The sequence below is a fragment of the Alteromonas sp. ABH4_452 genome, from assembly GCF_056311825.1.
In genome coordinates this window covers 4,249,018-4,263,276 of sequence record NZ_CM149973.1, presented here as the reverse complement: position 1 = coordinate 4,263,276, position 14,259 = coordinate 4,249,018, and the positions used below count along the sequence as shown (strand labels likewise).

The 14,259-nt window shown below is 44.8% G+C and carries 13 protein-coding genes; 7 read left to right on the top strand and 6 right to left on the bottom strand.

Going from position 1 to position 14,259, the window contains the following annotated elements; genetic code table 11:
- Window positions 1-22: 22 nt before the first annotated feature.
- On the bottom strand, window positions 23-700 hold the full coding sequence (gene mutH, locus ACYX4N_RS18250; RefSeq protein WP_476055038.1) for a DNA mismatch repair endonuclease MutH: 678 nt from the start codon (window positions 698-700) through the stop codon (window positions 23-25).
- Window positions 701-813: 113 nt separating this feature from the next.
- On the opposite strand from mutH, the gene rppH reads away from it, so the two are divergent.
- From rppH to ACYX4N_RS18215, 7 genes are all read left to right on the top strand, one after another.
- A complete protein-coding gene (gene rppH / locus ACYX4N_RS18245) occupies window positions 814-1,356 on the top strand; it encodes an RNA pyrophosphohydrolase (RefSeq protein WP_118490338.1) in 543 nt (180 codons plus the stop codon).
- A gap of 133 nt (window positions 1,357-1,489) precedes the next feature.
- On the top strand, window positions 1,490-3,781 hold the full coding sequence (gene ptsP, locus ACYX4N_RS18240; protein ID WP_476056471.1) for a phosphoenolpyruvate--protein phosphotransferase: 2,292 nt from the start codon (window positions 1,490-1,492) through the stop codon (window positions 3,779-3,781).
- A 3-nt stretch (window positions 3,782-3,784) separates the two neighbouring features.
- Window positions 3,785-4,591: a sulfite exporter TauE/SafE family protein gene (locus tag ACYX4N_RS18235; protein ID WP_476055037.1), complete on the top strand. Its 807-nt coding sequence runs from the start codon at window positions 3,785-3,787 to the stop codon at window positions 4,589-4,591.
- Window positions 4,592-4,595: 4 nt separating this feature from the next.
- Window positions 4,596-5,408 (top strand): prolipoprotein diacylglyceryl transferase, encoded by an 813-nt coding sequence (lgt, locus tag ACYX4N_RS18230; RefSeq protein WP_474853528.1) that lies wholly within the window; start codon window positions 4,596-4,598, stop codon window positions 5,406-5,408.
- Window positions 5,409-5,416: 8 nt separating this feature from the next.
- On the top strand, window positions 5,417-6,250 hold the full coding sequence (locus tag ACYX4N_RS18225) for a thymidylate synthase (protein ID WP_476055036.1): 834 nt from the start codon (window positions 5,417-5,419) through the stop codon (window positions 6,248-6,250).
- A 9-nt stretch (window positions 6,251-6,259) separates the two neighbouring features.
- Window positions 6,260-7,330 carry a response regulator gene (locus ACYX4N_RS18220; protein ID WP_474853530.1) on the top strand — a complete coding sequence of 357 codons (1,071 nt, stop codon included), beginning with the start codon at window positions 6,260-6,262 and terminating at the stop codon, window positions 7,328-7,330.
- Window positions 7,327-8,301, top strand: a complete 975-nt coding sequence (locus ACYX4N_RS18215) for a GGDEF domain-containing protein (RefSeq protein WP_476055035.1) — start codon at window positions 7,327-7,329, stop codon at window positions 8,299-8,301. The genes ACYX4N_RS18220 and ACYX4N_RS18215 overlap by 4 nt, the downstream gene beginning before the upstream one ends.
- A gap of 11 nt (window positions 8,302-8,312) precedes the next feature.
- Here the strand turns inward: ACYX4N_RS18215 and ACYX4N_RS18210 are convergent, their stop codons facing one another.
- From ACYX4N_RS18210 to rluA, 5 genes are all read right to left on the bottom strand, one after another.
- Window positions 8,313-10,490, bottom strand: a complete 2,178-nt coding sequence (locus tag ACYX4N_RS18210) for a response regulator (RefSeq protein ID WP_476055034.1) — start codon at window positions 10,488-10,490, stop codon at window positions 8,313-8,315.
- A 105-nt stretch (window positions 10,491-10,595) separates the two neighbouring features.
- Complete coding sequence (locus ACYX4N_RS18205; RefSeq protein ID WP_476055033.1) at window positions 10,596-11,942, bottom strand: AmpG family muropeptide MFS transporter; 1,347 nt, start codon at window positions 11,940-11,942, stop codon at window positions 10,596-10,598.
- Window positions 11,943-12,041: 99 nt separating this feature from the next.
- A complete protein-coding gene (locus tag ACYX4N_RS18200) occupies window positions 12,042-12,365 on the bottom strand; it encodes a hypothetical protein (RefSeq protein ID WP_474827940.1) in 324 nt (107 codons plus the stop codon).
- Between the two features lie 143 nt (window positions 12,366-12,508).
- Window positions 12,509-13,396: a DUF3530 family protein gene (locus tag ACYX4N_RS18195; RefSeq protein ID WP_476055032.1), complete on the bottom strand. Its 888-nt coding sequence runs from the start codon at window positions 13,394-13,396 to the stop codon at window positions 12,509-12,511.
- A 145-nt stretch (window positions 13,397-13,541) separates the two neighbouring features.
- Window positions 13,542-14,258: a bifunctional tRNA pseudouridine(32) synthase/23S rRNA pseudouridine(746) synthase RluA gene (rluA, locus tag ACYX4N_RS18190; protein WP_476055031.1), complete on the bottom strand. Its 717-nt coding sequence runs from the start codon at window positions 14,256-14,258 to the stop codon at window positions 13,542-13,544.
- Window position 14,259: the final 1 nt, after the last annotated feature.

Sequence of the window (14,259 nt, the reverse complement as noted above, 5' to 3'; positions counted from 1 at the left end):
CTTTTATATCGTCCCGCACCCTTCAAACACCAAATGCATTGCGCAGTATTTGGTGGGTAAAGGTTTTGCGCAAGTAAAAGCCTCTAGGGCGAGTCTTAATACGCTGGCCCTCTGGTCCTAATGCGTCGGTAAGTACCTTACCATTAGCTGCTTTGGGGCGAATATGAAGTGCCTCGCCTTGTCGAGAGGTAATAGATTCCACCTGTCCCGTGGCAATTTGCTCTACCAATTCTTCCCAATCGTGTCTAAGCGTTGCGTCTTCATCTTCATTTGGACGCCAATAAAACCCAGTCGCCACACGCCTGTGTGCTAATGGAATAGCTCTGTCACCTTCAATGGGTAGCCACAGCACCTGCTGTAGCTTGTTTCGCACATTGGATGTTTCCCACGTGATACCCGGCAACATTAAAAGGGGCGCAAAACAGACATACGTGGTTTCTAGTGGGGAAAAATTAGCATCGATGGGTATGGTTTTAAGTTCTATACCTAATTCGGGGAAGTCCTGTTGAGGCTTTGAACCTGCACTGGCGCCAAGCCATTTTTCAATAAGCATGCCTGGCCATCCTTTGTGACGCTGTAAATTGGCTGGGATGGCAACATTGGCCATGTCAGCTAACTCTCCTAAGGTTAAACCTGCAATAGCGTGACACCGCGCTAAAAGACTATCTGGCGAAGATGGAGGCGATGAAGGAGGCTGCATAAAAAGTGGTTAATTTCCTGTTTGAAAGCGAAGGCGAACATTAAGACTATGATTGGAGCATAGTTTGTGGAAGAATGAAAACATATACAAGTATAGTGTGCCCGGGAGTCTATGTGATAGATGCCGATGGATTCCGTGCGAATGTGGGCATAGTGATTTGCAACAAAATGGGTCAAGTATTTTGGGCAAGACGTTATGGTCAACATTCATGGCAGTTCCCTCAAGGCGGAATTGATGAAGGGGAATCTGCTGAACAAGCTATGTACCGCGAGCTTCACGAAGAAGTAGGGCTGACACCGAAAGATGTCACCATTTTAAGTGTTACCCGTAACTGGCTTAGATATAAGCTACCAAAGCGATTAATTCGACAAGGCAGCAACCCTGTTTGTATAGGGCAAAAACAAAAGTGGTTCTTGTTGCAGCTAGATTGCAACGAGCGCGATGTTAATGTGCTTAAAACAGGCCATCCTGAATTTGATGACTGGAGGTGGGTAAGTTACTGGTATCCCATTAGAAATGTTGTATCGTTTAAGCGAGATGTATACAGACGAGTAATGAAAGAGTTCTCGCCTGTAGTTATGTCTGCGCAACATCGACCTCAACAGCGCCAAAATGTAGCCCCGCATAAGCGTGGTAAAAAACGCAGGCGCGGTTAAGCCGCTAATGGAAAAAGTGTAAAGGGGCAGAGATGTTAAAGGTGTTAGAGGCAGCGATGTGCAACAGTAAGCGACGAGCAAACTGCAATTACACAAGGATAAACCGGTGAGCCCTCAGAGCCAACAAGGCGCAATGTTAACTACATTAAAACGTATCGTGCAGGAAATGAATCAAATTCCTGCACTCGATACCGCGTTGTTTAGGCTAGCTTCACGTGTAAAGCATACGCTTAGTGTTGACTCATGTTCTATTTACCTTGCCGATTACGATACGCAAGAATTTATCCTTAAAGCCACTGACGGGCTTCACCCCGATGCGGTAGAACAAGTTCGCATTGGTTTTTCGGAAGGTCTTATCGGTTTAGTTGGTCAACGGGAAGAACCGCTTAATATCGTAAACGCGCACAACCACCCTAGATTCAAACACTATCCCGAAGTAAAAGAAGAAAAGTATAATGCTTTTTTAGGTACGCCCATTATCAATCAAAGGCGTGTACTAGGTGTTATCACACTTCAGCAGTCTCAGATGCGACGCTTTAGCGAAGATGAAGAAGCGTTTTTAGTCACTCTTGCTGCACAGCTAGCGCTAGAGATCACCAACGCTGATATACGTGGCGCATTGACTCTCTCTAACTCCACCGACAACATTGCTCGGCAAAAAAATGTGCGTGGTATCGCTGGCTCGCCTGGCTTAGCTATTGGTAAAGGGGTCTCCCCCGATAAATCTATCAACCTCAAAAACTGGGTGGTAAAACGCACACAGTCGCCGCAAGATCAAATTCAGCTTTACCGCAAAGGTGTTGAGGTAACACGAGGCCATGTTGACGCCCTGTCTCAGCGATTGGATGACGGAATCCCCGACGACGTTAAATCAATTTTCCAGCTCTATCATCACCTTTTAGATGCCAACAGTCTTGGGCGCGAAGTAGAAGAAAAGATTCGCCAAGGTTGGGACGCTGCTTCGTCGTTGAAGATGGTAGTCGAAAGCTACGCAGCTCGTTTTCAGGCTATGGACGACCCTTACATGCAAGAGCGTGCTATTGATATTGTCGATTTATCAGATCGTATATTAGCCAATATTTTGTATGAAGCGAACGGACAAAAAGTTTCTGAGCAGGTTATTACTGAGGCAAGTATTTTAGTCGCTGATGAAGTGTCAGCCCCCATGCTTGCTGAGTTTCCGCGAGATAAGCTCAAAGGCATTATCTCTATTCGGGGCTCGAACAACTCTCACGCAGCCATATTAGCAAGGGCTATGGGCGTGCCTGCCGTAATGGGCTGTCAAAACGTTACACCAGCGCTACTTGAAGACAAAGAAATTCTGCTTGATGGCTACTCTGGGGAAGTCATTGTTTCTCCAGAACGCAACATTAAGACTGAATTTATTCAGCTTATTGATGAAGAGTCGGCCATTGCAGAAAAAATTGACGCAGAGGCAGATAAACCGTGTGAAAGCGTTGATGGTTGCAGAATGTCCTTATACATCAACGCGGGCCTTTCTGCTGAAGTAGAGCTTAACGCTGAGCAGATTGGGGCAGGCGTGGGTTTATACCGCACCGAAATTCCCTTTATGCTTCGCGAGCGATTCCCTTCGGAACAAGAGCAGGTTCAGCTGTATCGCCAAGTCCTTGAGGCTGCGCCGTCGTTACCCATCACCATGCGTACTTTGGATGTAGGAGGCGATAAGCCGCTACCCTATTTTCCTATTAACGAAGAGAACCCGTTTTTAGGATGGCGTGGCATTCGACTTACACTCGACCATCCCGAAATATTCTTGGTTCAAGTTCGCGCTATGCTTCGGGCAAGCGTAGGGCTAAGCAACCTGCAAATTATGCTGCCCATGATATCTACCGTATCTGAAGTGCAGGAGTCTAAGCGCCTTATCAATCAGGCGTTTTATGAGATATCTGACGAAATTGCAGAATCAGGGCAAACCCTGAATAAACCAAAATTAGGCATTATGCTCGAAGTACCATCGGTACTTTATCAATTGCCTCAGCTGGCCAAGCATGTTGATTTCTTTTCAGTTGGCAGCAATGACTTAACCCAGTACCTACTGGCAGTCGATAGAAACAATACGCGGGTGGCGGGGCTTTACAATAGCTATCATCCAGCCGTATTAGGCGCGCTTTACGATGTGGTTCAAAAAGCTAACCAAAATCAAGTGCCTGTGACTATCTGCGGAGAAATCGCGGGAGAGCCCGCGGGGGCGTTGCTGCTAATGGGAATGGGTTACCGCCGTTTAAGCATGAACGGCTTTAACCTTAGAAAGATAAACTGGCTTATTCGAAAAGTAACGCTTGATGAGTGTAAGCAGTTACTTTCATTAGCGCTAACCTCTGTTAGCCAAGACGAAGTTTTTGTGCACTTGAATCAGTATCTTGAAACTAAGGGCCTGGGAGGCCTTATCCGAGCAGGTGCTTAAATAATGGATCCACTCGTTGTAATTGTTGCCAGCTGTCTGATCTTAGGCTCTATTGTCGGTATTCTTGCGGGTATGTTGGGTATCGGTGGCGGCTTAATTATTGTACCCGCGCTGTCATACCTAATGATTCACTTTCTGGGCATGACCACCGAAACGGTTATGCCTGTCGCTATCGCAACATCCTTATCTACCATCATTTTTACGGGTATGTCGTCGGCTTTAGCGCATTATAAGCTGGGTAATATTCAACGTCATGTTGTGCTGTATACGGGATTAGGGATTGCGTTTGGTGCAATTGCCGGTGCCCAGGTGGCAAGTCATATCTCGGGCGAAGTGCTTAAAGATGTGTTCGCCGTACTGGTTATATTGATAGCGCTGCAAATGATTTTTGGCAAACAAAAAGCGTCTGAGAACGAAGCCTCTAAAGGTTCACTGGCTGCTGTTGGCGGTGGAGCAGGCATGCTAAGTGCGCTTATGGGTATTGGCGGTGGCGCATTACTTGTACCCGCTTTAGTGTGGTTTCGTGTTAATGTACGCGCGGCTATAGGTTGCGCCGCTTTTTGCGGGCTTGTTATTGCCGTTTTTGGTACCACCAGTTTTGTTATTGCTGGGTGGGGTGAGATAGATGTACCAGAATACAGTATGGGTTATGTTTATCTGCCTGCTACAGCTGGTATTGTTGCAACCTCCATGTTTACCGCAAACATAGGTGCGAAGCTTGGACAGCGCGTTAATATACGTGTGTTAAAAGCGATGTTGGCATGTTTACTTGTTTTAGTAAGCATTAGAATGATTTTAGGAATTGAATAAAATAATGGAACAGAGCAGTTATCTGGTATTTCCCAGTATCGACCCCGTTATCTTCAGTGTCGGTCCATTAAGTGTCCGCTGGTACGGCTTAATGTATTTGGTAGGTTTTATTGCAGCGTATCTGTTAGCACAAAAGCGTCTATCACAAACTAACTGGAGCAGAGAACAGTTAAGCGACCTGCTTTTCTGGAGTTTCGTGGGCGTGATTTTGGGTGGTCGCATTGGCTATGTGTTTTTCTACCAGTTTGGCATGTTCTTAGACGACCCTCTGTATCTATTTAAAATTTGGGCTGGCGGAATGTCTTTCCACGGCGGCTTGTTAGGGGTATTAGCAGCCCTGTTTTGGCGCGCAAAGTGTATGAATACCACCTTCCTACGTTTAGGAGATTTCGTTGCGCCACTTGTGCCCATTGGCTTGGGGGCTGGTCGAATTGGCAATTTTCTAAACGCAGAACTATGGGGGCGCACCACTGACGTACCTTGGGCTGTCATTTTCCCTAACGCAGGCTATGTGCCTCGCCACCCTTCACAGCTTTACGAGTTTGCTTTAGAGGGCGTGCTGCTCTTTATTATCCTATGGCTTTATTCTGCCAAGAAGCGCCCGGTAGGGGCGGTGAGTGGCTTATTCTTGCTCGGTTACGGTAGCTTTAGGTTTATCGTTGAGTACTTCAGAGAGCCTGATGCTCATATTGGCTTATACCAAATGGGCCTAAGCCAGGGGCAACTTCTTTGTTTACCTATGATAGCTTTAGGAATAGGATTAATAGTCCGTGCTTATATGCGCGGAAAAGACCGTGTTGAACAACAAAAAATATAAGAATAACGATGAAAGAATATCTCGCATTAATGCGCCATGTACGTGATACGGGTGTGAAAAAGGAAGATCGAACTGGTACAGGTACATTAAGTGTATTCGGCTATCAGATGCGTTTTAATTTACAGGAAGGTTTCCCTTTGGTGACAACAAAGAAGTGTCACCTAAAATCAATCATTCACGAACTACTTTGGTTCTTAAAAGGCGAAACAAATATTGCCTATTTAAAAGAACATGGCGTCAAAATTTGGGATGAATGGGCTACCGATGAAGGCGAGCTTGGCCCTGTATATGGCCATCAATGGCGTAGTTGGGATCGCGGTGACGGTACCTCGGTTGACCAAATTGCCGAAGTGGTAGAGCAAATTAAAAATAACCCTGATTCACGTCGTCTGATCGTTAGCGGCTGGAACCCTGCGGTCTTGCCTGATACTAGCTATTCACCCAAAGAAAATGCGGCAATGGGCAAGCAGGCGTTACCTCCATGCCATACGCTTTTTCAGTTTTACGTTTTAGAAGGCAAGCTAAGCTGCCAGCTTTACCAACGTAGCGGTGATATCTTCCTTGGCGTTCCGTTTAACATTGCAAGCTATGCACTGCTTACCATGATGATTGCACAAGTGTGTGATTTAGAGCCGGGGGATTTTATCCATACGCTAGGTGATGCGCACTTGTATTCAAATCATCTTGAACAGGTAGAACTTCAACTTAGTCGCGAACCTTTTGCCCGTCCAACGATGGAAATTAACCCAGATATTAAAGATATTTTTGGTTTTTCCTTCGATGACTTCACGCTAAAGAATTACCATTCACACCCACATATTAAAGCCCCTGTCGCTATTTAAGGAGTTACCATGAGTACTCCAATATTGATTTGCGATGACTCGGGCTTCGCAAGGCGGCAAATGGCGCGCAGTTTACCCGACGGGTGGGATGTAGATGTCTCGTTTGCCGAGAATGGTGAACAAGCCCTAGCTCTTATCAAAGAAGGTAAGGGCGACGTGGTCTTTCTCGATTTAAACATGCCGATAATGGATGGCTACCAAACTATGGAAGCCATTCGTCAACAGGACTTGCCGTGCTTAGTGGTGGTAGTGTCTGGTGATGTTCAGGCGCAAGCGCGGGAAAAAATGCTCGCCCTGGGTGCTTTAGATTTCATTCGAAAGCCAATTGATAATGATAAGCTTAGTCATATCTTATCTTCCTACGGCATTTATAGCGGTGAGAGCCATTCATCAGGGGCTAACTTACAAAAGGCCCAGGGGCAAAGTGAGTCAAGTGCGCCTAAAGCCAAGGGCCCAGCGAGTAATGAAGAGCAGTTAGACGCATGCCGTGAAATGGTCAATATTGCCATGGGGCGCGCAGGAGAAAATCTAGCCCAGCTGCTAGGTGAGTTTATTGACCTACCCATACCTAATGTTAACTTAATTGAAAGCAACGAATTGTCTATGGCGATTGCCGAGATTAATCGTAATGACAGCGTTTCTGCGGTTTCAAAAGGGTTTATTAGCGAAGGTATAAGTGGTGAAGCCCTGGTTATCTTTAACGATACGAATACGCAAAATATTGTTGAATTGTTGAAATACCCTTCGTCGGCATCGTCAGATAAACTTGCCCTAGAAGCCCTAATGGACGTGTCGAATATTCTAATCGGTGCTTGTTTAAATGGTTTGTCAGAACAACTCAATGTCGCTTTCAGTCATACGCATCCTATCTTACTCGGGCAGCACCAAGGTTTATCAACGCTTTTAAGCGATAACGTACAGCGCTGGGGAAAATTAATGGCCATTGAAATTGGCTATGCGATAAAGTCGAGAGATATTTCCTTCGACCTTCTATTGCTGTTCCCCGGTGATGCTATGAGTCACATTTATGCGCGGCTGTTCGATGATGGTTTTATAATACAAGACAAGGAAAGTCTATGAATGCTTCAACTGGTACACTCGCTGCAGAAACCCTCGTTAGTTCATCTCACGTACCTGCAGAATTACTCGACTCAATTGAAGTAGGGATTGCGGTAATTGATCGCAACTTCAACGTGCAGGTCTGGAATAAATTTCTTGAGGATCATAGCGCTAAGAAAGCGAACGCTATGGTTGGAACTAGCTTGTTTACACACTTCCCAGAAATAGAAGAGAAGTGGCTCAGAACCAAAGTTGACCCTGTATTTAATTTAAAAAGTCCGGTGTTTATCATTTGGGAGCAGCGCCCTTACTTATTAAAGTTCGATTGTAATCGTCCGGTTACTTGCGCCGCTGAGTTTATGTACCAAAACGTGACCATGTTCCCTATTGTAGATAAAAGCGGACGTGTAGAGCGGTTCTGTATGCTGGTTTACGATGTGACCGAGCAGGCCCTGGGCAAACTGGGAATGCAGCATCTTAACGAAGAGTTGAAAACTGCAAGCCGAGTCGATGGGCTTACAGGGTTATTTAACCGCCGCTATTGGCAAGAACGCTTTGATGAAATGCACAAGCTATGCGTTCGAAGAGAAAAGCCCAGTACCGCACTCATGCTAGATATCGATCATTTCAAGCGGGTTAATGATACCTACGGGCACCAAGCGGGTGACAAAGTCATAAAAATGCTTGCTGCCCTGATTAAACGTTGTGTACGGGAAACCGATCTTGCAGGGCGTTATGGCGGCGAGGAGTTTGCAATTATCCTTAACGATTCAACGGTAGACGATGCGAAAGCGGTGGCCGAGCGTATTCGTCAATTTGCACAACGCTTAGTGGTTGAGCATGAGGGCGAATCTATAAACTTCACTGTAAGCCTTGGTCTAGCCCAGTTTTCTCCCGACTTTAAGGAGTCGATGGCATGGCTTGAGTGTGCCGACCAAGCGCTTTATCAGGCGAAAGAAAACGGTCGAAATCAGTACCGTATCTATACTTAGAAAAACACCATCTATAAAAGTGCAAGACGTAAGGTATTTTTGAGTTCCTGAAAGGTAACAGGCTTCACAAGGTGATATCGAATACCCGCCTGCAGTGAAGCTTCTTTATCGTTTCTGTGGGCATTAGCGGTAAGTGCAATTATAGGGAGGTTAGGATGCCCTTCTTTCATTATTTTTGCTACTTCCAAGCCGTTAATATCTGGCAATTGAATGTCGAGCAACACGCAGTCAAAGTCGGTTTCGTTAACTCGGCTAATTGCATCGTCGCCGGTATAACTCACCGTCACATTGTGACCCATACTTTGTAGCATGTACTCCACCATCTCGGCGTTAATCGGCTCATCTTCAACAACTAATATGTTGGCCTTGGCTACATCTTTTATGACTTTTGCATTATTTGCCGTTAGTTGATGAATGGCGTCTACAAACCGGTTTCGGTCGATAGGTTTAACAAAGCTCTGATATATGGGTAGCTCACTTTTGGCGATAATATTGGCGATATCCGGTGTTGCAGACAATACGATGACCGGCGGCACTCGTTCTCCATAGATGGCGCGCAGTGTTTTTACCAGTTCAAGTCCATTCATCCCTGGCATATATAAGTCGGCAATGATGCCCGAGAATTGAAGCAGTTCCTCGTGGAGGTTCAAAAGGTTGGCGCCAGACGAGAATGTGCGAACGCTAAAGCCTTCTTTCGTGACAATAGACTGTAGATGAAGCCTTGAGATTTCTAAATCGTCGACAACCGCGAATTTGGCATTTGAAGGGGTAGATGACACCGATGGTGAATCTTCTACTGGCTTAATAGGCAGTGATATTTTAAATTCAGATCCGACGCCAACGGTACTGTTGACTTGAAGTGTACCGCCAAGTCTATCAATACTGCGTTTGGCAACCGATAGCCCAATTCCCGCCCCTGGGTAGCGCTGACTTTGCGAATGCTCTCCTCTATAAAAGCGCTCAAACATGCGTTTTTGCGTACTATCATCAATGCCAATGCCGGTGTCGTTAATAATGATTACTAGAAAAACTTTTTTGTTTTTAACTAGCGTTGTAACGGTCACGTCAATTAAACCCGTTGAAGTAAATTTCACGGCATTATCGAGAATATTCACTATGACTTTGGAAAGGGCCATAGCATCGGTTTCAGCATAACTTGGCACGCTATGACTGCAGTGCATGTTAAATTCGAGCTTTTTGTCTTTAATCCTTACCGAAAAAGGGGATATGCATTCGTCTAACAAGCTGATCAAGTCTACCTTTGAAAGTTGAAGGTCATCTTCTATGTGATTATTGAGTATATCAGTAAGGTTGTTGGTTAAATTTAGCAGTCGATAACTGGATTGCTCTGCTTGTTGAATTAACCGAGTACGCTGATCTTCCAAATTAGGAATAAGCTCTAAGGCACTAATTATGGCGCTAATCGGGGCCCTAAACTCATGGCTGATAAGCTGTAAAAACTCTTTGTTCTGTAGATCTTGACCATTATCAGCAATAGCAAGCCGTACCTTTGACTTGTTGAATTTTCGCAGAGATTTCTTGGGTGAGCTTTTACTAATAATCCACGCACCAAGATACCAAAGAACCAGAACAACTGCGCCAAATAAAGTGGTTATCAACATCTTTTGCCGCAGTACCTGTACACGGAGTAACGCCGCATTTTCTTCCGCTTGTAAGGTGCTTAGAAGAGGAAGAAGGCTAAAGCCATCATCAATATAAGGCTTCATTTCAGTAGGGGGGAGCGCCACAAGCGTATAAAGCAATATTCGCGTTGTTTTGGCGCTTTCTTCGGCTGTGGCTCTATTTAAACCTTTATATGCCTTTGTAAACTCTTCTTTAGAAACGGGCGCAGGAGCGTCGCTGACCCTCCATCTGTCTTGTAAATATCGATGTAACCCCTGGTACGTTACCTGTAACTGATGGGCTAGAGCGGTATGATTGCCATTATCGCTTTGAGTTTGTCTGTTGAATTGGTGAATTCGATGTTCAGCGGTAATTATACTCGTTTCTAAATCACTCTTTTGCTTAAGGTTAGTAATGAAAGACTGCTGTTTAGTGTTCAATACAAGCAAGATTGAGATAATAATGGCCGCGAAAAACATAGCCGTGGCGTTTACTTTTGAAAAGGTAAAAGCGGAAAATGCCAATGATGACTTGCGTTGCGGTGGATCAGCCTTGTTTGCGCTCAAATTTCTTCCTTGCAAGAGTTTGTATTAACTACCTTCTTTAAATGTAGGCAACTAATACAAAGTTGCAAGGCCACTAAATGTAGACAGCAACAGGGTGTAAGGAATTTATGGCGCTTCGACGCGCTTTATGTGATCTCTTATGGAATATAAAAAGCAAAGGCTTGGGACCACCATGACAGCGGTCAAAATGAAAAACAAACTCCAGTTTCCATTAAGACTATCAACAACTAGACCACTGCTAGAAGCAACCAATGTTCGTCCTGCAACACTTAGTGAGGCCATAAGTGCATATTGAGTTGCGCTAAAAGCGCGGTTACATAAAAGCGATATAAAGGCGACCATGGCAACGGTGCTCCATGCTCCGGTAAAACCGTCGACGACTACAGTGATGGCTAACAGTGAAGTTGAAGGCCCTGTTTGTGCGATAAGAGCAAACAGAAGGTTTGAAGCCGCCATGGCAACCCCTGCAATCATCAGTCCTCGGTAAATACCATAGCGAATATTGACTAATCCACCGAGCAGAGAAAAGACAATCGTCACCCACCAGTTAAGCAGCTTTGAGTAAGTGGCGATATCGCTATTTGAAAAACCCACTTCTTTATAGAAGACGATGCTCATACGACCTAAAAACGCTTCTCCAATTTTAAAAAGAAAAATAAACAGTAAGAATGAAGCAGCCAGCTTGATGCCATTGCGGTTAAAGAACTCCGAAAATGGTGTTATGAGTGTTGTTCTTATCCAGTTAATTGCTGCAGAGCTGTTTGCGTCTACATCCGTTACTTGCTCAAGCAAAGCTTCCCTATTAACAGCGGGTTCATTAGCAAACCAGGTAGCTATTGCCAAAGAGGCCATGATAGCGCCAAGTAATAAGTAAATATCTGGCCAAGTCCAGGAAGTGAGGTCTGCTAAGAAAAAGGGGATAGCGCCAAGGCCACCGTAGCCCGTCCACCATCCAGCTGTTGCTACTGAGGAAGCAGCAGACATTCCATCTTTGTCTTCTTTTTCAATGCAATCAATACGAAAGCCATCAATAGCAATATCTTGGGTGGCAGAAGCAATGGCAATGAGTAAACCAATTAGGGCTACGTAGAATAGGTCTTGGTTTGCGGTAAGTTGGGACATGGCCAGACACAGGAAAACAACAGCGCTCTGCATCAAAAAGATCCAACCTCGTCTTTGTCCTAGCATTGGCGGCTTAAGCTTATCGACAAGGGGCGACCATAGAAAATTAAATGAGTAGGTGGCGAAGATAATACCGAACAAACCAATCGCCGAACGCGATAACCCTTCATCCTTTAACCATGCCGATAATACTGAACCAATCATGATCCAAGGGAAGCCACTGGAAACGCCAAAAAGAAAAATGGTTAAGAAGCGTTTGTCATTGAACGTTTTTAATGCAGTTAGCAATACTTCGGCCTTTGGCGTTGACTCAAAAGTGTATTGAGCCATGAACCATTGTGTTTAGCAATAAAACTGTGGGGGCATGATGAACTTTTAAGCGATACGTTTTAACCCAAGGGGGAGTATACCGTTGTAAGTGAGCGGAAATTAGGGGCGGATCCCGACGCAATCCAGAGGGCAGTGCCCTAAACCTTCCAAAAAGTTAACACAGTTTGTTAACTCATCAACAAGAAACTGGTCTTTTGTTAGTTTATCTTCATTCCAGTAATGCACTTGATGAAGCAAATGCCAAAAAACACGCTCTTTTTGCGTATATGGCTGGGTTAATGTGCATTCAATTTGCCCCCATTCTTCCATACTATCCCAAAAGAATAGCTCGATCTCCTCGATAGGAAGCTCTCCCTGCCAAAATGCTCGCAAATAGAAACACAGCTGTTTCGCTTTGTTATCTACAAAATCTTGAACATTCACAAGCCACTCAACCATCGTTGTTTGCTAAAAAATAGTATAGCCCATAACATGACTACCATTGACTTCAACATCCCATTATTCGTATGAATAAAGGTAGGTAACTGTTTTGGATACTGATTTAGCCTAATCCTAAGATAGAGGAATTACCAGCCTAGATGCCTAGTCCAGCCTATGATGCTATTTGCAACTATATGAATATTCGGGGTTTTGTTGATTTCTTTTATACTAAAGGTTAAAGAATTATTTGGCAGGTGGACTTGCCTATAGTGCAATTTCAGTTCGTTTTTTGCACGAACCTTTCTTTTCATTGCGGTGCTTGCTTCCCAGTCATTAAAGTTTATTAAAGACAAGTCAAGAATGGGAAAGCTGGCTTTCGCGATAGTATCAATCACTAAGTTATTTGTTTTTTCTTGTGGCCAGAATGGCGATATAGCGACAAATGAGTCTGGTTGTAAACCAGGCTGCATTTCTACTGCAGACAAGTAGGCCGTTGCAAGCATTCCTTGCGCAATGACCATGCGGTATCCCGTTCTATCTTGCAAATAATTATCTAAAGCACTGAGTTGCAGCGTTAGTGCTGTCGTTGTTGATTCAAAGTCAAGGTACTGAGTCAGTTGATCACTTCTCGGGTGGATGATTGATTCACTACCCATCGATGGGGATGCGCTTTCTGCTTGGGCTTCACTGGTTTGTTCTTCAGTAGTTAGAACCGATGGTGAGCTTGTCGACAAATTAAATGGGCTGATAATTACGTTCCACCCTTTCTCAGCAAGCATACTCGCTAGGCTGTTACCTTCTGCAAGGGTCAAGCTAGATGGAAAGGGTTCAGTGAGTATCACGGCAACACCCAAAGGGAGCGGAGTTCGTGCCTCAATGAAAATAACAGGGGCTTTCTCTTCGCCCACCATTAACGCGTCCACTTCTCCGGGCAAATAGGCATTACTTACATCTGTGAAAAAATCACAATGCGCCGTTACAGGCAGCAGCGATACGATAACTGCAAATGTTATAAGAAGAGCGTGCCTTTTCATAAAAAACGGTTTGCCTTTACCTATTTTTGATTTGCGCGGTTACGGCAGCATCAAATCAATTCATACACCAAGTATTCTAAGAAGGTTATCGGCAGAACCTTATAAAACTGAAATGAAGTCCATAGATAAAATAAAGAACCGCTAACTACTCAATACTTTCAGAAAGGGCTTTGGGTTGGTACTGGCTAAAAGGTATAGGAATGTGAAAATGCTGCCAGTGCCCGAATGTAGGGTGGGAAAAGCTTAAGCTTTCTGCATGTAGCTGCAAGCGAGAGGCCATAGATAACGCTTCTTCATGGGCATAAAGTCTGTCCCCTAAAATAGGGTGGCCTAAAGCAAGCATATGCACGCGCAGTTGGTGAGAGCGACCTGTGATGGGATAAAGGGCAACTAAAGAGTAGGGTAAACCTTTTTCATCATGGGAACGCTCGACAATGTCAAAATGCGTTACAGCTTTTTTGCCGCGCTCGAAGTCTACCATTTGCTTCGGTCTGTTCGGCCAGTCGCAAATAAGGGGTAAATTAACCTCTCCACTGTCTTGTGCTACATGACCATGTACTCGGGCAAAATACCGCTTTTTAGTTTGTCGGAGTTCAAATTGCTTTGATATATGGCGATGACTCTCTTTATTCAGTGCCAGCACTAAGATACCCGATGTCGCCATATCTAGCCGATGAACTACCGTCGCGGTAGGGTATACACAATTAACACGGCTAATGAGCGAGTCTCGGTGCCCTAAGGCCTTTCCTGGCACGCTTAACAGCCCGCTAGGCTTGTGCGCTACCACCACATCCTCATCTTGATACAGGATATCAAGATAAGGCGTCATAGGTGGGTTATAAACAAAACTCGGGTTTGCCATT

Excerpts from the sequence above, each read along its gene's own strand:
- mutH (WP_476055038.1), bottom strand. The coding sequence starts at position 700 with ATGCAGCCTCCTTCATCGCCTCCATCTTCGCCAGATAGTCTTTTAGCG.
- ptsP (WP_476056471.1), top strand. The coding sequence starts at position 1,490 with ATGTTAACTACATTAAAACGTATCGTGCAGGAAATGAATCAAATTCCT.
- ACYX4N_RS18235 (WP_476055037.1), top strand. The coding sequence starts at position 3,785 with ATGGATCCACTCGTTGTAATTGTTGCCAGCTGTCTGATCTTAGGCTCT.
- lgt (WP_474853528.1), top strand. The coding sequence starts at position 4,596 with ATGGAACAGAGCAGTTATCTGGTATTTCCCAGTATCGACCCCGTTATC.
- ACYX4N_RS18225 (WP_476055036.1), top strand. The coding sequence starts at position 5,417 with ATGAAAGAATATCTCGCATTAATGCGCCATGTACGTGATACGGGTGTG.
- ACYX4N_RS18220 (WP_474853530.1), top strand. The coding sequence starts at position 6,260 with ATGAGTACTCCAATATTGATTTGCGATGACTCGGGCTTCGCAAGGCGG.
- ACYX4N_RS18215 (WP_476055035.1), top strand. The coding sequence starts at position 7,327 with ATGAATGCTTCAACTGGTACACTCGCTGCAGAAACCCTCGTTAGTTCA.
- ACYX4N_RS18205 (WP_476055033.1), bottom strand. The coding sequence starts at position 11,942 with ATGGCTCAATACACTTTTGAGTCAACGCCAAAGGCCGAAGTATTGCTA.
- ACYX4N_RS18195 (WP_476055032.1), bottom strand. The coding sequence starts at position 13,396 with ATGAAAAGGCACGCTCTTCTTATAACATTTGCAGTTATCGTATCGCTG.
- rluA (WP_476055031.1), bottom strand. The coding sequence starts at position 14,258 with ATGGCAAACCCGAGTTTTGTTTATAACCCACCTATGACGCCTTATCTT.